Raw genomic sequence first — 19326 nt, 5'->3', positions numbered from 1 at the left:
CTGACAAATTAAGATGTACTTATCCTGATTTGATTTTTTTTGCAGTCTGATTCACGAGGTTTCAGAGGCTTTTTCATCTTTAGGATAAAGAGAGCGAATTAACTCCCGAATTACATCAGTTGCTGGTCTCCCCGTTGTTGAACAGTATTGTTCAAGCTTCTGTGCCTCACCTGATGTGAGATTGATTGTAAGTCGTTTAACAGCCCATTTTTTATTCATGTACTAGACAAGGTATGTTTTTAAACTACTTCTCTAATATCAATCATCTAAACTGCTCTTACAATGGTATAAGTAATGACATTTATTTCAAGTAATCATGAAGTTAAATAGGATATTTTTCCAAGCAATAGTGAAGAGGTGAAGTATATTCTAGATTATAAAGTTAAGCTACTTTCCGAGCAGTAATTATAAATAGAATGTAAAAATTACATTAAATTATCAATACAAAATAAGTATTCTCACAGAACCGTTGAGAATAATAATATAGAAAAAGTTAGCAGCCCTAACAAATAGAATTCGCGGCTACACACATCAAACCCGCCTCCAGGGGTTTAAAACCCCTGATTTTCTTTTAGATTACCTGGTGGGAAAGACTTGCCTACGTTTGTGTCGTAGCGAATTTTATTTTCCCAATATTTTCCAAACTTAGTTGGTTTTAATTGTTAATAAGTCATGTGTTGATAATATATCAGCAGCAGATTTAATCACATCAAATGACATTCCCGACCTTTCTGCAATATCTAATAGAGTATGCTGACCGTCAGATAAATTTAAAACCCACAGGATTGCCATTTCATTTAGCCCGCTATCTTTGTTACCACCAGCTGTCCGATATATTCCTCTTTTACCTAACTGTGGCTCACATTTGGGATTTTTGTTGTAGTAGGTTTCGTTATTGTTGAGGATATACAACATCGAATGACATTGAAAGAATGACTCGGCAAGATATTGGGGTTGAACGAAATTTAAATCATCTGCTGAGGTATGGTATTCAGGAAAACTACCATGAGGCGATCGCATGAAGCAACCTACAGCTAAATTAAATCCAGGTGAGCAATATTGTCGCTCATCATAGCCATAGGGAAAGAAATCTATAATTTTGTGATCTTGTTTTGAGTTTTTGAGTACATAAGCAGCAACTTTATCGATTTTAGTGTCACCTATACGGCTTTTTTTGTAGGTAAAGTTGCCTGAATCTCCTAAACAAGTTAATACCAAGCCATGTTTAATGTTATTGACTTTAGCTTCATTGAGAGCCAACCATGTAATTGAGCCAATGGTTCCGGGAATCCAGAGAAATCTATAGGAATATCTTGGTGTAGTTTGACTTAAATATTTAGCGATAAAAGTAGCGATCGCAATTCCCGAAAGATTATCATTACACAGTGAAGGATGACAGGCATGGCAAGAAATCAAGACTTCATCAGTACTGTCTCCTGGAATATAATACTCACCATAGCTCAGATGACCAGGTTCGAGGGAAGAATCAATAAATACTTCATATTCTTCATCATTTAGTTGCAAATATTGATTGTGACTTAGACAAAAACCCCAACTTTCCTTGTAATATGAAGTTCGGTAAGGAATCCAATTAGGGGATTCTGGAAGTGTAAATAGATGTGATTTAAGTTCTTGGAGAGATAATTTTTGATGTATGGGAATACTATAGTTAACAACGTGCAAATTTGAATTAGCAAAATCTACAATCTTTTCACCTTGAGAGTTTTTAATATAGGCATCTTTAATATTCCATTCATTAGGGACTGTCCAATCAAATACCTCTGTTCCTGTTGGCACTTCATGAACTGACAAAGGAATATACTGCTGGATAATTTTTAAAGTTTCTCTAAAACCATCACCTGTAATACTACGGCAAATGGGATATAAATCAGAAATTAGTTGGTAAATTTCTAGACTGATATCCTTGAGATTCAAAGAATTTTTTAGATCAACTAAATTAATATTCTGAAATCTATCTGCAACCATAAGTAGAATCCTTGTTAACTGGTGTATCCAATCTTTTGTTGATGTTTTGTATACCAATTTACAGTCAATTCCAAGCCTTTCTTTAGAGGAATTGAAGGTTGCCAACCCAGTTTATCGTATGTATAAGCCGTATCAGCTACTCTTATTCTTTCCATCGGTCGCTCAGGTAAAGCACCAAATAGAGGCTGGATTTGAGGGTTGACCAGATTAACAAGCTGGGACACAACTGCATGAATAGGTACTAGTTCTCCCGAACCTAAGTCGAATGTACAGCCCTCTACACTAGGAACTTGTGTTGCAGCGAGAAGTCCTGCAATCACGTCATCGATATAAATCCAATCAACTTGACGCTTTCCACTACTAAGTTTTGGAGCTTGCCCTTGCAACAAGGAAAGAATAACAGAAGGAACGATCTTATACACATTTTGCCCTGGCCCATAGGTCATAAAGGGTCTAACAAGAACAACAGGTGTCTGATAGAGTCGATGGAACATCCGACCATAAGTACTACTAGCAAATTTAGCAATAGCGTAAGGAGAAGAAGGAACTACTTCAGGACGATCTTGTTCTGGTTCCTCTAAAGAAGCTATTAACACAATGCGACTACAGCCAATTTCGGCAGCTATCGTCAATAAGTTAATAGTACTGGTCAGTAAACTGTGAAAGGTAGGCAATATGAATTCTAGATTAGGAACTGCTGTCACAAGACCGGATAAATGGAAGATTACGTCAGGTTTAATGCTGTGGAAAACATTTTGAACAAACTTAATGTCTTCCATGTCACCGTGCCACCATCGCAAGCAGCTGATATCAGAAGTATGAAAATTGCGAGAAACAGCATGTACTTCTGCACCATTGTGGCATAAATGACGGACTAAATGAGATCCTAGAAATCCGCTAGCACCTGTAATCAGTATTGTTTGTCCAGACAATTTTTCAACATAGTTCACCATTTATTGCTCACAGACTGGAGTTTGAAAAACAAAAGTTATTCTACAAGAGATTGTTTGTTGTAGACAATAACAATGTGTCAGTAATCGGGTAGAAGTCAGTGCCTCGTAAGAAGTCGCCTAAAGAAGTTCCTGTACAAGCTGAATCAATATTTGGCGCACCCTTTTGAGCTATGACATCATCAAAATGTACGGTTCTAAAGTCAATACTGAAACGGGTATAGCCTGATGTGTTGGGAATAGTGGAGTGCATCTGCGCTCCTGAAAAGAGAATCATGCCACCGACTTGTGTAATTAACTGCAATTGCGGCTCCATTTCTAAAGTTTCTTCCGCATGGGGTTGCTTGCGCGTATCTGTTTTAATGTGCTGTGCCGCATTTTTGCGACTTTCTTTAATCCACTGAGCGTAGTTATAATCTCTTGAGCTATTCTTAACTGGTTGACTCCAGTAGCGCGGATGGAATGCCATCGCATTCTCTGGGGTAATATCGTAGACAGGAATCCACCAGTTGATCTGGCACTGAGGAGCAGAGTACCAAGTGTCACGATGAGGATGGAAAGCGTAAGCAATACCAGCAGTCAGATAGCGATCGCTGGTTGCTGTTCTCAGGCGAGGTACATCGAAATAAGTTTTGCTCAAGTCACATCCACTTTCTTTCAAGATGCCTTGAATGAGTTGTTTAGATTCAGGATGATGGATAAAAGCTGGCTTGAGTTGTGCTAATATCTCAACGTATTTCTCTACAGGCAAACTATGTTGTGCTTCTCTCGGATCTAAAGGGGCAAATGCTTCTTCAACCATGCCACGAGCAAAATCACATAGAGCGATCGCACTGGCGCAAGGAGAAAAGACAAACACTTGTCCATTATAAAGATGCTTGCGTCTGATTTCATCACTAAAAATCGAATCAAAATAAATTGTATTCACTTCGCCCCTCATCTGCTGTAACAAAGCTTGAACACAGTGTTAAGTATGAAAATCAAAATTTAATTTTTCAAATTTTGATTTTCCGTGTCTCTGCGCCTCTGTGCGATCCTAATCCTATATTTACTCAGCAACTATATATTTTTAAATTGATCTTAAAAGTCTTACATCACCGTAGGCGTTACAATTTTTTTCGATTTAAATAAACTCCAAGCCCGATCTTTATCCGAAATTTCAGTCACAGATAGAGGCCATTCAATACCAAAAGCTGGGTCATCATAGCGATACCCGCCAGCATATTCTGGTGCATAAAAGTCACCCATTTGATACATCACCTCCGTCTCATCGTTCAGAGTTTGAAAACCGTGAGCACACCTATCTGGGATATAGAGAGCAAGACGATTTTCAGCAGTTAACTCTATACCAATATGAGATAAATAGCTAGGAGAATCTGGACGCAAATCGATGATTACATCATAAATAGCTCCTTTGATGCAACGCACCAATTTTGTTTCCTGAGAAGGAGGCATTTGATAATGCATACCCCGCAATGTTCCTTTTTTATAGTTAAAAGATAAATTGCATTGGGCAATAGTAGGTTTTAAACCATGATCTTGAAATTCCTGAGTACAGAAACTCCGAGCAAAAAAGCCGCGAATATCTCGGTGCAGTTCTAAATCAACAATAAATGCTTCTTTTATTTTAGTTTCAGTGAATATCATAAATTTACAAACCTGAGATTAAATTCAAATTCTAATTTTTAGAAAAATATTTTTCGACAGTAAAATGCTTCCGCATATTTACTCGGTGAATTTGATTCAATCCCTCGAATTCTGAGAATTGAACGAAAAGTCTCTTCTGTGAACCACTGCTTATTATTTTGGCTAGTAAATGCATCCAAAATATATTGAATTTTTCGACGGCAGAGTGTTTCATTTAAATGGACAAAGAAATTAGGAATACCCAAATCACCATCATATTTGGGTATTTCATATTCTAAAATTAAATGATTTCTAAAGGTATTCCAAGTCAAGTCAGAAATTAAGCGATGATCTTGATGGCGATCGTCTCGATGATGAGTAAAGATTATATCTGGTGAAAATTCTTGCTTCAACTGTTCAAAGCATTCCTTCACCTCTATCCCTTGAAAAGGTAGAAAGCCATCTCGAAAATTTTTAATGATAATTTTCTTGACTGGGATTTCTTTTAAGAAGAGACTAGCGCTTGTGGTTGCTTCCTCTGCTCTTTGCTCATTGGAAGAAAAAACAACCCAATAGATAACAACATGTTGGTAATTTTCTATCAGCTTTAAGATTGTGCCTCCACAACCAATCTCGATATCATCGCAATGAGAACCTAGACAAAGAATTTTGTACTCAGATTCTTCTGTCTTGTTCAAGCTAAGTTGGATCATATATGGCTGACTTCTAGTTGTTCATCTCCCCATACTTCCCAAGGTCTGTCGCCTTGAGCATACATATCATCTAACTGTTGCTTCTCTTTAAAGGTATCCATTACCCCGAAAAAGCCAGTATATTTATAGGCAAAAAGTTCTTTTTTGGTAATCAGTCTTTGAAAAGGCTCAAGAACAAGTTCTTCGCCACGATTAATATAGTTAAAAACCTCTTTTTTAAAGATAAAATATCCTCCATTAATCCAAATATCACGTTGTTTGACATCTTTGATATCTTTCACCAAGCCATCCTCATCCATGTCAACTAGGTGAAAACTTTGGCTAGGTCTAACACACAAAAAACTACCGATTTTATCACGCTGATAAAAATTATTAATATAGGTTGGTAAATGTAAGTCGGTCAAACCATCACTGTAATTAGCTAAAAATACTTCTTCTCCTTCTAGATATTTTTCTACCGCCTTGAATCTTTGACCAATGTTGGCAGTTAACCCTGTATCTACAAATGTGATATTCCAATCTTGAATATCTCGATTAAATAACTGAATTTGGCTACCGTTGGAAAGGCTAAAGTTATTAGAAAGCCATTCATTGTAATTCAAAAAATAGCTTTTAATTAGGTCAGCTTTGTAACCAAGACATAAGATAAAATCTTTGTGACCATAATGAGCATAGTATTTCATTACGTGCCATAATATTGGTCTATAACCAATATTCACCATTGGTTTAGGAATACTTTCTGAATACTCTCTCATTCTGGCTCCTAAACCACCGCAAAATAAAACTACTTTCACGTCACTTACCCCTTTTTGATTATAAAAAATATTAAATACTTAAGAGTAGATATTAACTTCCGGAATTGGTACAACAAATTGACCTCCCCAATCCCGAATGTAAGCTATTTGCGTCATAATTTCATTTTTCAGATTCCAGGGCAAAATTAGTATATAGTCAGGCTTGGTTTCGGCAATTTTGTCTGGATGAAAAATCGGAATATGAGTGCCTGGTAAAAATTGGCCCTGTTTGTAAGGGTTACGGTCTACTGTATAGTCAAGAAAATCTGTGCGGATACCACAATAGTTTAAGAGAGTATTTCCCTTACCTGGAGCACCGTAACCAACAATCGATTTTCCCTCCCGCTTAACTTTGATCAAGAAATCTAATAACTTACGTTTACTTTCTTTAACTTGTTCTCCAAAGGAAAAATAGTATTCTAATTGCGTAAAACCAGCCGCTTCTTCTCTATTTTTCAGTTCTGATACTCGGTCGCTAATAGGTTTAGAAGAGTCTTCATTGTGGCGCGCATAAATTCTCAAAGAACCACCATGAGTAGTTAATTCTTCTACATCAAAAATTGTCAAACCGTGAGCAGCAAAAATCTTGTCTACGGTAATAAAGGAAAAATAAGAGAAATGCTCATGGTAAATAGTATCAAATTGATTTTCCTCGATTAACCGCATCAAGTGGGGAAATTCCATAGTAATTACACCATGCGGTTTGAGGATAATTTTCATTCCTTTGACAAAATCATTGAGATATGGTGTGTGAGCAAGGACATTATTTCCGAGTAATAAATCTGCCTGTTTGCCCTTAGCAACCTGTTCTTTTGCTGTCTCCTGTCCAAAAAATTTGACAACTGTAGGAATATCTTTTTGAATTGCTACCTCAGCAACATTTGCTGCTGGCTCTATTCCCAGCGCCGGGATGTTTTTGGCAACAAAGTATTGCAGCAAGTAGCCATCATTACTAGCAATTTCTATTACCTGACTTTCCTGGTTTAATTGGAAACGTTCTACTACCAAATCAACATATTTTTTGGCGTGTTGTAACCAGCTATCAGAGTATGAAGAAAAATAAGCATAGTCACTAAAAATATTTTCTGGACTAATGTATTCTTGGAGTTGAACTAAAAAACACTCCTCACAAACATAGACATGCAGAGGATAAAATGGCTCTACTTCATTGAGTTGTTTGAGACTGCGATAACTTTCGCAGGGAGGAGACATACCTAAATCTACGAAGGTATGGTGTAAGCCTGTTCCACAGAATAGACAGTTACCAGTTATTAGCTGATTATCTGTTGGTTTTAGTAAATTCATAACTTATTCAATACCTTCGCCAATTTACGAGGCTGAGTTGATGTATTAACGTCCTGTTCTCAAAGGTTTGGCAAAAACAATAAGTTCTAAAAATTCCTTCAAGGTTTCTCGCAAGCATTTTTTAAGGTATTGCCAGCAGTATCAAGGGTTTGATCTGACAAGCTACCTTGTTAGCTAAACTCTTATATATGAGTCATTTTGCCGTTTTTGCCAAAAATTTTATAGGCTCTTATTTTGGCAAAGGTATTGTTATTATATGAAATTTTTAAACAGTCTGCCAGAAGAAATATTGATTGATTTGCTGAGTGCGAATGAGGTATTCTAGTTGTTTCAGGCGAGTAAAGCCTCTAGACTCAAATATTCCTCTATCCATATCAATTTGCTGGAAGACATTATATAGTTGTTGGGCACCACGCTGGGCATCCCATTCACATTTGAATCCTGGTAAATTTTGGTTAATTTTATGAAATAAAACTCGATAGCTACGGTTGTCAGGATCGTGTTTACCAAAGCTCAATTTACAATCTGTAAAAACTTCTGCAACTATTTGAGCAATTTGTTTGACTTGATAGTTGCTATTTGTATCGCCGACATTGAAAATTTGGTTGTGAATTACATCACGCGGAGCTTCTAAGGTACAGATAATTGCTTTGCAAATATCCAATAAATGCACTAGGGGACGCCAAGGTGTACCGTCGCTGTTCATCTTGATTTCTTTAGTTGTCCATGCCCAACCTGCTAGATTGTTTAAGACAATATCAAAGCGCATTCTCCCAGAAGCGCCATAGGCTGTAGCATTTCGGAGAAAGGTGGGAGAAAAGCTATCATCAGCAAGGAGTTTCACATCCTGTTCGACAAGTGCTTTGCATTTGGCATAAGCTGTTTGGGGATTGATGGTAGACTCTTCGCTAACGTAGTCTTCAGTGGCAAAACCATAGACGCTACATGACGAAGTGTAGACAAAGCGTTGGATTCCAGCTGCTTTCGCCAGTTTCGCTATATGTACTGAGCCTTTGTGGTTGATATCGTAGGTGATATCAGGGGCTAACTGACCTAAAGGGTCGTTAGAGAGTTCTGCCATATGAACTATTGCTTCCACGCCTTGCAGGTCTTCTGTTGTAATGTGGCGGATGTCTTTGTTGAGGGTTTTGGCAGTTAGCTTGGTGCCGTTATATAGCCAACCTACTTTATAAAAGCCAGTATCCAAACCAATAACTTCATGACCTTGTTGGATCAAGAGGGGAGCTAATAACGAGCCGATATAACCTTCAGTTCCAGTTACAAGTATTTTCATTTCTAGCGTGCGATCGCACTTTGTGGGGATTTTAATTCAATAGGAATATTGTCTGGAATATTTTCTCCAGGAATAGCAAGCAACTTGGCAGCAATCTCATTTCGTAAGGGAGCTGCTTCATCTTTAGTCAACCAAGCAAATAACTTTGCTACCGCTTCCGGAGACCGATCGATTTTTAAAGCCTCTTGGAGAATACGCAAAGCACCAGTCATATTACCAGACATCAGAGGAAAGATTACCCTGTTTTCTAGAAGATATTCAAAGTTATAGCTACGGGCGTTTGTTGTAATCTCTGTACAAAGATCGGCAGGAAGATAGCTCTCTGTAATCTCGATGGCACGGCGGAGAAATACTGCGTGATTTCCTGTCGCAAAAAGCTCATTCGACATTTTCTGAGCGTACAAACTTGTATCTAGGCGATAACAAGCCAAAATTTTCGGTTCATACCAACAATCATAAAAAGTAGCAATACGTTTACACAGTTCCCACCCGTTAAGATCGCTCAACTCAGAGCAATATCCCCCTATTTTTTCATAGGTTTGCCGATGAATAACTATTGCCGAGGGTCTCAACGGATTTGTCACTCCAATTTGCAACAGCCAATTTTGAATAATACCTCTGTCCTCTCCATACCAGTAAAAAATATCACCTTTGGAAAGAAACACCCCTTTTTCGTTAATATTATCAAAACCTGTGAAAGCTGCTCCAACAGAATCCGAACAATTCTCCAAACTCTCCTTGAGTTGGGAATAAAAACCAGGGAGAACATAATCATCATCGTGAAGTATGTGAATCCATTGCCCTCGACTGAGGATAATACCTGTATTATGGTTTCCCGCTAACCCAATATTTTGCGAATTGCGGTAGTAGCTGACTATACCTCTGCCAATAGCATTCACTAGATCGAAAAGTGGTGGCGTACTGGCATTGTCCATTACCAGAATTTCCATCTCCTCTTCTCCAGTCCATTGTGCCAAAACACTAGCCAGACATTCGAGAAGATAGTCAGTACGTTTATATGCAGGAATCACCACACTCCAAAATGGCCTCTTCTTTTCACTAGCCGCAACAGCTGGAATTTTGGGAAACTTATAGTTTCTCACAATTACTTCCTCTTGAGGAAGCTCTGGTGTAATCGGCACTTCCTCAGCTTTTTCGATTCCCGCATCAGCTACAAATGCTTTGAGATAGTGGGGATTGATGAGCTTTAACCCTTGTTGATAGGCAGATATTGCCTCTGATAATTTTTTTTGATCTTGGTAAATTTTGCCTAATTTGAGGTAAATTTCTCCGTTGTCAGGATTCAGTTGCAATACTTTTTGATAAGAGGCTAGTGCCTCTTCCAAATCACCTTGTTCTTGAAGTGCAACTCCCAAGTTATAGTGAGCATCGAGCAAATCAGGCTGTAAAGCGATCGCAGTTCGATAGCAAGCTACAGCATTCTTTAAATCTTTTGCTTGTTGCCGACTTCTGCCCAACTGATTGTTTAACGCTGCGTATTGAGCCTGTTGTTGGGAAGAGAGCTTTCCTTGGGCGTGCAATGCGTTACCCAAATTTGCGTCAGCTTCAGTACAGTTGGGCTGTAACTCTAAGGCTTTTTGATAGCAAGCAACTGCCTCTTCCCATTTGCCTTGTAGTTGCAAGGTATAACCAAGGTTATTATAAAGTGGCGCTGAATCTGTCTGTAGCGCTATAGCTTGCTGATATGCTTCCACCGCTGCTGGTAACTGACTTTGGGCTTGATGTAAGTTACCTAAACTGAACCAACCCTTGACGGAGTTAGGCTGAATTTGGAGGAGTGCATTCAACAACTGTTCAGCATTTTGAAACTTACCAACCTGCTGTGACAGTATGCCTAACCTATATAAAGCTTCTGGATGGTTAGGCTGTTTTTCCAGAATCTGACGGTACACTTGTTCAGCTTTGGTTAAATCATTGGCTCTATGATGTTTCGATGCTATTTGGAGAGATTCTGTAATTGTTGCCATTTTAATTATTTTATTATTAGTATTTACTCCCGGTTCGCTCATTTTCTAGGCAGTTATAAAAAAGACGTAACGCAAAAATAAGGGTTATAGCATTTGTCCCAGATTGCGATCGCTATTCTAGAGAATTAATCTTGGGTATTGGTTCACCACTCACCACCACCCAAAAACTTGATTTTTTCCAAACCCTTATTCCTACCTGATTTACCAATTTCTCTAACTTCAAAAAAATGGGCGAACCCCCAGGACTTAGTTAAGGTTTTGACTATCTAATTGTTTAGAGGCAAAGAGATCAACCTGAAGGCAATCTCATCCCTCAGAGGAGTGGCAATATCTGTTCTCAGCCAAGCAAATAACTGCGCTAGTGACTCAGCAGACCGATCGATTTTGAGAATCTCTTCAAGGGTACGAAAAGCGCCAGTCAAATGACCAGCCTCAAGAGGAATTTCTGTATCTGCTAAACAATTAATGAAGTAATGTTTACGTGATTGTGCTGTAATTTTTACACAAAGATCGGCTGGAAGATAGCTCTCAGAAATCTCAATAGAACGACAGATAGATGCTACCCGATCTCCAGATAAGGAAAGTTCAGTTCTCATACTTTGGGAATGCACGCGATAATGAACCAAAATTTCTGGCTCGTACCACCAATCATAGAAGGTGGCGATCCGTTTGTAGAGTTCCCAGTCGAGAGTAGAGGTTAATTCTGGATGATATCCACCTAGCCGTTCATAGGTTGTTCGACGAATCACAACGGCAGGTGGATTCAATGGGTTTGCGACACCAACATATAGCAATAAGTCTGAAACTATACCTTTATATGTGCCGTATAATTGTTGGCGGAAAGTAATTTCTCTTGTTTCACTGATATTTTCATAACCTGTAAAAGCTGCTCCAACGGAATCTGGACAACCTTCTAGACTCTGCTTGAGGCGAGTATAAAAACCTGGCAACACATAGTCATCATCATGAAGTAAATGAATCCACAATCCTCGACTATTACTAACTCCTGCATTCCAAGTTCCTTGCTGTCTGAGATTTTGCGGATTGCGGTAATAGCGTACTATTCCTCGCCCAATCGCATTTACTAGTTGATATAGAGGTGGTGTACTTGCATCATCAATCACAAGTATTTCCATTTCTTCAGTTCCTGACCATTGAGCTAGGACGCTGACCAAACACTCTAGCAGATAGTCAGTACGTTGATATGCAGGAATAACCACACTCCAAAAAGGTCGCTTGTCTCCTGTTTCGGATACTGGAGGGATTAGTGGGAAGTAATACTTACCTATTTGCACCTCCCCTTGAGGATACAGGTGAGTTACTGGTATTTCATCTGTGTTCTCAAGTGCTTGGGTAGCTGCTAATGCTTTGGCATAGTGGGGATTAATCAGCTTTAACCCTTGTTGATAAGCAGAAATCGCCTCTGTGAAATTGTTCTGCTGTTGGTAAATTTTGCCTAAGTTGAGGTAAGCTTCTCCATAGTTGGGATTAAGTTCTAAGGTTCGTTGATAGGATGCGATCGCCTCTTCTAATTCTCCTTGTTCTTGCAACGCCAACCCCAAGTTATAATGAGCTTCTAACAAATCTGGCTGTAGTGCGATCGCTTGCTTGTGACAAGTAATAGCATTTTTCAAATCAAGAGCTTTTTTCCGGGCAATACCCAATTGATTATTTAATTGTGCATAGTGCATTTTTTGATTGCTGGAGAGCTTACCTTGAGCGTGTAACGCATTGCCTAAACTAACCTCTGCTTCTATAAAGTCTGGCTTTAACTCTAGAGCTTTTTGATAATAGTTAATTGCTTCTTCAAATAATCCTTGTTGTTGCAGAGTATAGCCCAAGTTATTGTAAATTGGCAGTGAGTTAGGTAATAAAACTAAAGCTTGCCGATAAGCTTTCTCTGCTTCTGAAAACTGTTCCTGAGCTAAACGCAAATTACCTAAACTGAACCAAGTCTTAACAGAATCTGGTTGAACTTGCGAAGCTGCACTTAGCCACTGTTCAGCTGTTTGGGGTTGTCCCATCTGCTGCGCCAACATCCCTAAACCATATAAAGCTTCGGGGTTGTCAGGTTGTTTTTCCAGAATTTGAATATATAACAGTTCTGCTTCCACTAAAAGATTGTCTCGTTGCTGTTGAACTGCTAGTTCGAGGATTTCAGCTACTTCTGTTTTATCTAGCAATTCAGCTTCATCCTTTTGACCTGACTGATGCTTCTGTACTGCAATTTCAATAAGAGATTTAACTTTAGATTCGGAAATGTTTGTATTATCCATAATTATTTATTATCTATAACTATATTTAATTTGATATTAGATTCTTATAGATTACTATAACTTCAGAATGATAGGTGATAACTATTAATAATATATCTTACCTATTTTTGCCTGTAGAAGAAAACAAAATTATTAAATTAAGATAAAAGAAAGATTTTGTCAACACTATGGGCGAGAAATAGGGAGCATCTCAAATGTGCAAGTTTATTTTTATACGGTATTTGGACTTAGGCAGAGAATGAAATAACGAACCGCATTCGCGCAGCGTCTCGTTAGAAGGACGCAAATAAAAGAGGTTTGTACAGGTTTTTTGTACTAATCCTGTGTCTTTTGGCTTGCATTGGGATGCTCTTGAGAAATAAGCCTTAAATTAGTAATCAAAAATTACCAACTCAAGTAATTTCAATGCGTACACTATAGGGGTTACTGTTGGCAAAACCTCTCCCAGAAAAGGGATCGACATTTTTTTGTGCAATCAGATTTTTTACTCACCTAATTTTTTTTACTCAGATGCTTGGAAATCAGAGTCTGTTAGGGAATGAAACGAGCAATTAGCCTTAAGCAAATTATATTACCGAGCTGAGGTCACTGGCACTCAGGTTTGAAAATAGTATGCTTTGTTGAGGATTATTAATGAGAGACAAAGAATTAACGAGAGACAAAGAATTTAAGGTGAGAAGAGCGCCATCTTTGGTATCTTTTATATTATCTTGACTTCCCCAGCCATCTAATACAAGTTTATCAACACCAACCTGGAAATCTTGAATAACATCAAAGTCATTTTTCAACAAGGTATCGGTACGTTTGAAAGTAAATGTGTCATTACCATCGCCACCAACCAAGACATCATTACCACTACCACCGTTCAGAAGATCATTGCCTAAACCGCCATAGAGTGTATCATTGCCATCGCCACCATTTAGCGAATCATTACCTTGGCCTGCATCGAGGACATCATTACCTCTGTTTCCAAATAGCTTATCATTTCCCAAGCTGGCATAAAGTTTGTCCGCCCCGTTGGTTCCCGTCAGATTATCCTTGCGAATCGTGCCATAGATAACATCTTTACCCAGGTTGCCGATTAAAGTATCTCCTGCCAATTCAACAGAACTAGTATTAATTTTGACTATAGTTAGGTTAGTATTACGATTAAAATTCCGCTCATAAGTACCAACAGCACTACCATTCAAGAAGTCAGTACCATTGTCGTTATCAATATCAGAATCTTTATCACGACTGTCGATTGCGACATTGCGACTACGACCAAATGTTAGATTGCCGATTTGCTCGGAGGAGACTAATTTACCCTGGATGCCAAAATAATCTAAAACTTTAGCCTTGTTAGGATTTGTGGTATCTAACACCAAAAAAGTGCTTGTTGACTGACCCTTGTTATATTCAACATCAGGATTTTCAATTTCTTTGGCTGCCAGTTCTAAATCTGCTGAAAAATCAAAAGAGAAATCTTCATTACGGCCAACCGCAAAACTAGCAAGTACCTTTGCTTCGCTGTTGGAAGTACCTTCAAACTGACCATCTAATCCAACAACAGCAGCCTGAGTGAAAAGTGATGAAAAAGTTGGGTCAAAACTTGCTTGAGCCTCAGCAATAGCAGCACTAACGCCACCTGAAACTAATGCATCCGTCTGGGTAGCAGTTAAAACTCCTGAAGCACCTTCACTGTAGTTGGAAAAAGTAGCATCCCCTTCAGCGGTAACAAAATTAGGATTAGGATCGGGCTTGGGATCGGGCCTGTTATTGAGATTAACTCTACCATTGAAAGAAAGTAACTTTTGAGGTGTCAGTCTTAGACTTACTCTTGATGCCATAAAAAACCTGTGTTGATTTTGTTAGTTAACAAATTTGCGCGTAAATATTCGGGGAGTAATTCTCTCCTAATTTACGAGCTAAATCTCTCGATATCCCTAATGAACTTATCAGCTTTTATCTAGGACTTGCTTTGCTTTTAACAGCACTTTTAAATAGCTTAATTGACTATTCCAAACTGAACGTGGAAGCAGGGGGATTTTTTCTAATTCTGGAGATGGTAATGACTTAAGGTCAGTTTTGTTTTCTGAAATTGTGGTAATTTCTGAATTTTCTGCCAATAGATGCGCGGAAACTCTAGGGCTGACAGACGGTTAATTTGGGTCTTGCAACCAAAGGAAATACCTACTTCAGATCCAAAGCTTCCTCTGTAGAGAGTTCTTTGGTGCGCTCATGTCCGGCGCGGGAACCACAGTGACTACAAGCTAGATTGCACTTTCAGGTAATTTCCCAAACTGCATAGCTTTTGCGGTGATATGTCATGTTAACTCTCAATCTCGGTTTTAGAAATAAGTTTACTTTACTCAGTGGTGAACGCTGAGTAAAGTAGAAAATACTCGTGCAAAATGTCTGGTTTTAGAACCAATTAGTTGCAATTACAAAACCACTTGCAGTAGCACTGTTTTTAGAGAATTTGGATTTAATTCTCTTAATTACTAAAGAAGCATTACCCTTGGCTGTTACTTTAGCCGTAGTATGAGCGCCTACTGCCCTAGCGAATCCTGTACCCTTTGCTGTCAAACCATCACTTGTTGCTGTGGAACTACTACTTGCACTAGCATATTTTGACCCTGAAGCGAATGCCTTAGATGTCATGGTGACTCTAGCAGAACCTAAAATCGACTCGTCTTTCGTAACACTCTCTAAATAAGATAAATCACGGATATCCATAGTTAAATAAGCCTTTTTCAACATTACTAGGATCTTTGGAAAGTTATGAAATTAATTAGAAAACCTCTTTATTATGGCAGAGAAGTTTTTACTATGTGGGTTTCATAACTTATCACTATTGTAGGGTGCATTAGGGACGTAATGCATTCTACGTCTTCATCGTTTTATCGGGTTATTGTACTTCTGGTTGGACAACTGCTCCGTATAACGCCTTCTTCCATAACTTTGATCACTTCGTCGATTTGATCGCTGATTAATTGAGTGCGAAAAGCTTCGTCTTTGACGAGTCTGATAATGAATCTTTTGACTTTTTCTAAAATTTCTAGAGACATATTCTTGTTTTATCCTTAAAGATGATTCTTTTTGTCCATCATAAAAAGTTTTGAGACGACCATTTAACCACAAATTTTTAGTGAGTCAAATTGTGTAACTTCTTGGTGCTGGATTTGGTAAATCTGTACTAAATTAATGTTGGCTTCCTGGTGTTGAGCATTGAACTTCAAAGCTTTTTGATAGCAAGCGATCGCTTCTTCTATCTCTCCTTGTTGTTGCAGTACCACCCCCAAGTTATAATGAGCTTCTACTAAATCAGGCTTGAGTGCGATCGCAGTTCGATAGTAAACAACAGCAGTTTGCCAATCAGCTGCTTGTTTGCGGGTCATGCCCATTTGATGATTCAATTCTGCATAATAGGCTTGTTTCTCTGTTGAAAGCCTCCCTTGAGCAAAAAGCGCATTTCCTAAATTGATTTCCGCTTCTGTGCAGTTGGGCTGAAATTCCAGAGCTTTTTGATAAGATGCGATCGCTTCTTCCCACTTACCTTGTTGTTGCAAGGTGTAGCCCAAATTGTTGTAAATTGTCCCTGCATCTGGTCGCAAAACAATAGCTTTTTGGTAAGCTGCTTCAGCTTCTGGTAACTGTCCTTGGGCTTGCAGCAAATTGCCTAAACTAAACCAAATTTTCACAGAGTTAGGCTGAACTTGCGAAGCTGCACTCAAATGCTTTTGGGCTTCCTGTAACGCACCTTTCTGCTGTGCCAACATTCCTAAACCGTATAATGCTTCTGAATAGTCTGGTTGTTTTTCTATCACCTGACGATATAGCTGTTCGGCTACATCTAGGCGATTAGCTCGATGATGTTGAAGTGCAAGTTGAAAGAGTTCAACAACATCTTTAGCGTCAAATTGCCTTGGTTTATTAACCAGTTGCAAAAGAAAATCTTCCAGCGCTTTGACTGGCTTTAAATCGCCATATAATTTATGTTTATTTTCTGCAACTTGTTGGGAGATATGTTGCCGATATTTAGCATCTTTCCCCAGACGGATAGCGATTTGTACGTATTCTGCTTGATTTGAAGCGATCGTCTCTTCTATACCCATCATCTGCAAAATTGCCAAAGAATGCCGTCCCCGCATCAGCTCTCCTGGTAAAGTGACAACCGGAATATTATGAGCAATAGATTCGAGGGTGGAGTTACATCCAGACCAACCAATACTATCTAAGAAAACATCTGCTAAGGCTGTAGTCCCAGCAAACTTCCTATTATTTAGTGTAGACAAAAATAAACAATGATTTTGATAATCCAACCCTAATGCTGCAAAAGCATGGTTTAAGCGCTGGCGAAATACTTCTGTAGTCTCTTCACTTGAGTTTTTAATAAATACAAACTTAGCATTTTTTAACTCTTTAGCAATAGAGGGAAAAACATCATCATGATTAGGCAAATATTTATATAATGACTGACAACACCAAAAGAAAATATCATCCTCTTTTAAACCTATATCTGGTTTCTTAATTCCCTCGGGTTGAATTGCTAAAGGTATGTAATAAATAGATAGATTGGGTAATCTAACTAATTTTTCTGTATAATGTTCTTGAGCATTTTCTGGTTCCATTAAGTCACTGCTCAAGTAATAATCAATTGTCGGGAGTCCACTCGTTTCAGGGTGTCCCCAAGATGTCATTTGAATTGGCGCTAATCTCAGACAACCCAGTTGTAATGCCATTGGATCCATCCCAAATTCTGGGAAAATCAAGATATGTAATTTATCTTTTGTTATTACCTCACACCATTCTTCAACTGAACGATCACCTTGAACCAATTTATCAAAAGCCTTGGCGGCACTAACTGTTGAATTATCTGTTTTGTCCCCAGTGTAATAACCAAATAATTCAAACTCACTTCGATCTATATTTTCTACCCAACCTTTAATAGGGATTTTCCAATTAGAATGACTAGATAAAAACCCAGAGACAATACCAATACGAACCTTTTGATTTTTATCTAAATTAGGCAGAACAAGTGGCTGGCAATTTTGGGGATAGCGACTCGACATAATCTGGAAAATCATTTCTCCATAAGTTCGCTGTAAATCTCGGTCATTTAAGCCTTGATATGCCAAATAAAAAGGCTGAAATGTTCCCACAGCTTCAGATGCTTTTGCCCGTTCTTCCTGATTAGTTAATTCATAATATTTAGCTAAATTTTGTAAATGCTGTTGATACTGATTTCGCCTGAATGAAATTTCCTCAACACTAGAATAGATAATTGGCAGTTGGCTCATACAAACACCAAATTTAGCCATATCATAGTTTGGCGTTAACTTGACGGCTTGCTCGAATGCCTGGACTGCCGCTTCTGTTTTGTTAATATCTCTAAATACTAGTCCTAGGTTGCAATAGATGTAATCAATATCAGGTTTAATTTTAATAGCTTGTTGAAAGGATTCTATGGCAGCATCAAATCTATTCTGTTGCCTCAGAATATATCCCAAATTGTTATAGGTGATTGCAAAATCAGGTTGAATGCTTAAAGCTTTTTCGTAAGCTTCTATTGCTTCTTCAAATTTTCCTTTTTCCTCGAAAAGACACCCTAAGTTGTGATAGACTTGATGATAGTCTGGTTTAATTTTTATTGCTTGTTGGTAAGAATTGATGGCATCATTTAATCGCCCTTGCTTTTGGAGTACTTCTCCTAAATGAGTATGAGATGATACAAAATCTGGCTGTAATACAATAGCTTGCCGATAATATAACTCTGCTATCTTGAAATCGCCTGCCTGTTGCCTACTTAAAGCAAACTGCTCATTCAACTCTGCGTAGTGGACTTGTTCTTCTGGTGACAGGTTTCCTTGAATGTGGAGAATATTATTAATATTGATTTGCACTTCTATGCTGTCAGGGAGAATTTCCAGTGCTTTTTTATAACAGGCGATCGCTTCTTCTATTTTACCCTGTTGTTGCAGAGTAAACCCCAAGCTGTTATGTATTTCCCCTACTTCTGGCTGTAATTGCAGAGCTGCTTGAAAAAATTGTTCTGCATTTTGATATTGTCCCCGCTGCTGTGCCAGCAGACCTAATCCATATAATGCCTCTGACTGCTTGGGATCTACGTCTATAATTTGATGATAAATCTCTTCAGCTTGGGTGAAGCGCTTGGCTTGGTGATATTGACCAGCGAGTTGGAGAGCCTCAGGAATTGTGGTCACGTCGCTTTGCTCCAAATTCAAAATTAACAATCCCCATAAATAAACTTAGGAGCTTGCCTCCTTTTATTTACGGGTCATAATTTATACAATTATTTTTATTTAATATGTCTTTTGTTCCTATATTTGCAAGGAACTCAAGTTTTGAAACTTATAACTGAATTTGCTTAAAATCGATTCATATAATGTCT

Annotated in this window: 16 protein-coding genes and 1 pseudogene; all 17 read right to left on the bottom strand. The window is 38.3% G+C overall.

Annotation, left to right across the window (positions count from 1 at the left end; translation table 11 throughout):
• Positions 1-51: 51 nt before the first annotated feature.
• The 17 genes and pseudogenes from V7L12_RS33205 to V7L12_RS14510 all read right to left on the bottom strand — a co-directional run bounded on the left by V7L12_RS33205 (position 52) and on the right by V7L12_RS14510 (position 19138).
• Positions 52-219, bottom strand: coding sequence for a CopG family transcriptional regulator (locus tag V7L12_RS33205; protein WP_094348841.1), 168 nt, complete (start codon positions 217-219; stop codon positions 52-54).
• Positions 220-645: 426 nt separating this feature from the next.
• Entirely contained in the window at positions 646-1986 is a 1341-nt protein-coding gene (locus tag V7L12_RS14580) for a DUF4910 domain-containing protein (RefSeq protein WP_335085095.1), read from the bottom strand.
• 14 nt (positions 1987-2000) lie between these two features.
• A complete protein-coding gene (locus tag V7L12_RS14575; RefSeq protein ID WP_335085093.1) occupies positions 2001-2939 on the bottom strand; it encodes an NAD-dependent epimerase/dehydratase family protein in 939 nt (312 codons plus the stop codon).
• 40 nt (positions 2940-2979) lie between these two features.
• Positions 2980-3864, bottom strand: a complete 885-nt coding sequence (locus V7L12_RS14570; RefSeq protein WP_335085091.1) for a hypothetical protein — start codon at positions 3862-3864, stop codon at positions 2980-2982.
• Between the two features lie 161 nt (positions 3865-4025).
• A complete protein-coding gene (gene rfbC, locus V7L12_RS14565) occupies positions 4026-4583 on the bottom strand; it encodes a dTDP-4-dehydrorhamnose 3,5-epimerase (RefSeq protein WP_335085088.1) in 558 nt (185 codons plus the stop codon).
• 38 nt (positions 4584-4621) lie between these two features.
• Complete coding sequence (locus V7L12_RS14560) at positions 4622-5275, bottom strand: PIG-L deacetylase family protein (protein ID WP_335085086.1); 654 nt, start codon at positions 5273-5275, stop codon at positions 4622-4624.
• Entirely contained in the window at positions 5272-6069 is a 798-nt protein-coding gene (locus tag V7L12_RS14555; RefSeq protein ID WP_335085084.1) for a sugar phosphate nucleotidyltransferase, read from the bottom strand. The genes V7L12_RS14560 and V7L12_RS14555 overlap by 4 nt, the downstream gene beginning before the upstream one ends.
• A 39-nt stretch (positions 6070-6108) precedes the next feature.
• Positions 6109-7374: a class I SAM-dependent methyltransferase gene (locus V7L12_RS14550; protein WP_335085082.1), complete on the bottom strand. Its 1266-nt coding sequence runs from the start codon at positions 7372-7374 to the stop codon at positions 6109-6111.
• A 265-nt stretch (positions 7375-7639) separates the two neighbouring features.
• The gene (locus tag V7L12_RS14545) at positions 7640-8668 is read right to left on the bottom strand and encodes an NAD-dependent epimerase/dehydratase family protein (RefSeq protein ID WP_335085080.1); all 1029 of its coding nucleotides are present in this window, start codon (positions 8666-8668) and stop codon (positions 7640-7642) included.
• A 2-nt stretch (positions 8669-8670) separates the two neighbouring features.
• Positions 8671-10656 carry a tetratricopeptide repeat protein gene (locus tag V7L12_RS14540; RefSeq protein ID WP_335085078.1) on the bottom strand — a complete coding sequence of 662 codons (1986 nt, stop codon included), beginning with the start codon at positions 10654-10656 and terminating at the stop codon, positions 8671-8673.
• A gap of 266 nt (positions 10657-10922) precedes the next feature.
• Positions 10923-12932 carry a tetratricopeptide repeat protein gene (locus tag V7L12_RS14535; RefSeq protein WP_335085076.1) on the bottom strand — a complete coding sequence of 670 codons (2010 nt, stop codon included), beginning with the start codon at positions 12930-12932 and terminating at the stop codon, positions 10923-10925.
• Between the two features lie 566 nt (positions 12933-13498).
• On the bottom strand, positions 13499-14761 hold the full coding sequence (locus V7L12_RS14530; protein ID WP_335085075.1) for a calcium-binding protein: 1263 nt from the start codon (positions 14759-14761) through the stop codon (positions 13499-13501).
• A gap of 108 nt (positions 14762-14869) precedes the next feature.
• On the bottom strand, positions 14870-15040 hold the full coding sequence (locus tag V7L12_RS14525) for a hypothetical protein (protein WP_335085073.1): 171 nt from the start codon (positions 15038-15040) through the stop codon (positions 14870-14872).
• A gap of 70 nt (positions 15041-15110) precedes the next feature.
• A pseudogene (locus V7L12_RS33200) lies at positions 15111-15242 on the bottom strand (heme biosynthesis protein); the annotation flags it as partial.
• A gap of 93 nt (positions 15243-15335) precedes the next feature.
• Positions 15336-15674, bottom strand: coding sequence for a hypothetical protein (locus V7L12_RS14520; protein WP_335085071.1), 339 nt, complete (start codon positions 15672-15674; stop codon positions 15336-15338).
• A gap of 140 nt (positions 15675-15814) precedes the next feature.
• A complete protein-coding gene (locus V7L12_RS14515; protein ID WP_335085069.1) occupies positions 15815-15982 on the bottom strand; it encodes a hypothetical protein in 168 nt (55 codons plus the stop codon).
• A 63-nt stretch (positions 15983-16045) separates the two neighbouring features.
• Positions 16046-19138 carry a tetratricopeptide repeat protein gene (locus tag V7L12_RS14510; protein WP_335085067.1) on the bottom strand — a complete coding sequence of 1031 codons (3093 nt, stop codon included), beginning with the start codon at positions 19136-19138 and terminating at the stop codon, positions 16046-16048.
• Between the last annotated feature and the right edge of the window lie 188 nt (positions 19139-19326).

It is taken from the genome of Nostoc sp., assembly GCF_036918245.1.
Taxonomy (GTDB): Bacteria; Cyanobacteriota; Cyanobacteriia; order Cyanobacteriales; family Nostocaceae; genus Nostoc.
Note: the sequence above shows the minus strand (reverse complement) of the source record. Positions and strands in the feature narration are given on the sequence as shown.

Coding starts and splice junctions, on each gene's coding strand:
- V7L12_RS14575 (WP_335085093.1), bottom strand. CDS start 2,939: ATGGTGAACTATGTTGAAAAATTGTCTGGACAAACAATACTGATTACA.
- V7L12_RS14515 (WP_335085069.1), bottom strand. CDS start 15,982: ATGTCTCTAGAAATTTTAGAAAAAGTCAAAAGATTCATTATCAGACTC.
- V7L12_RS14560 (WP_335085086.1), bottom strand. CDS start 5,275: ATGATCCAACTTAGCTTGAACAAGACAGAAGAATCTGAGTACAAAATT.
- V7L12_RS14545 (WP_335085080.1), bottom strand. CDS start 8,668: ATGAAAATACTTGTAACTGGAACTGAAGGTTATATCGGCTCGTTATTA.
- V7L12_RS14535 (WP_335085076.1), bottom strand. CDS start 12,932: ATGGATAATACAAACATTTCCGAATCTAAAGTTAAATCTCTTATTGAA.
- V7L12_RS33205 (WP_094348841.1), bottom strand. CDS start 219: ATGAATAAAAAATGGGCTGTTAAACGACTTACAATCAATCTCACATCA.
- V7L12_RS14530 (WP_335085075.1), bottom strand. CDS start 14,761: ATGGCATCAAGAGTAAGTCTAAGACTGACACCTCAAAAGTTACTTTCT.
- rfbC (WP_335085088.1), bottom strand. CDS start 4,583: ATGATATTCACTGAAACTAAAATAAAAGAAGCATTTATTGTTGATTTA.
- V7L12_RS14550 (WP_335085082.1), bottom strand. CDS start 7,374: ATGAATTTACTAAAACCAACAGATAATCAGCTAATAACTGGTAACTGT.
- V7L12_RS14580 (WP_335085095.1), bottom strand. CDS start 1,986: ATGGTTGCAGATAGATTTCAGAATATTAATTTAGTTGATCTAAAAAAT.
- V7L12_RS14520 (WP_335085071.1), bottom strand. CDS start 15,674: ATGTTGAAAAAGGCTTATTTAACTATGGATATCCGTGATTTATCTTAT.
- V7L12_RS14540 (WP_335085078.1), bottom strand. CDS start 10,656: ATGGCAACAATTACAGAATCTCTCCAAATAGCATCGAAACATCATAGA.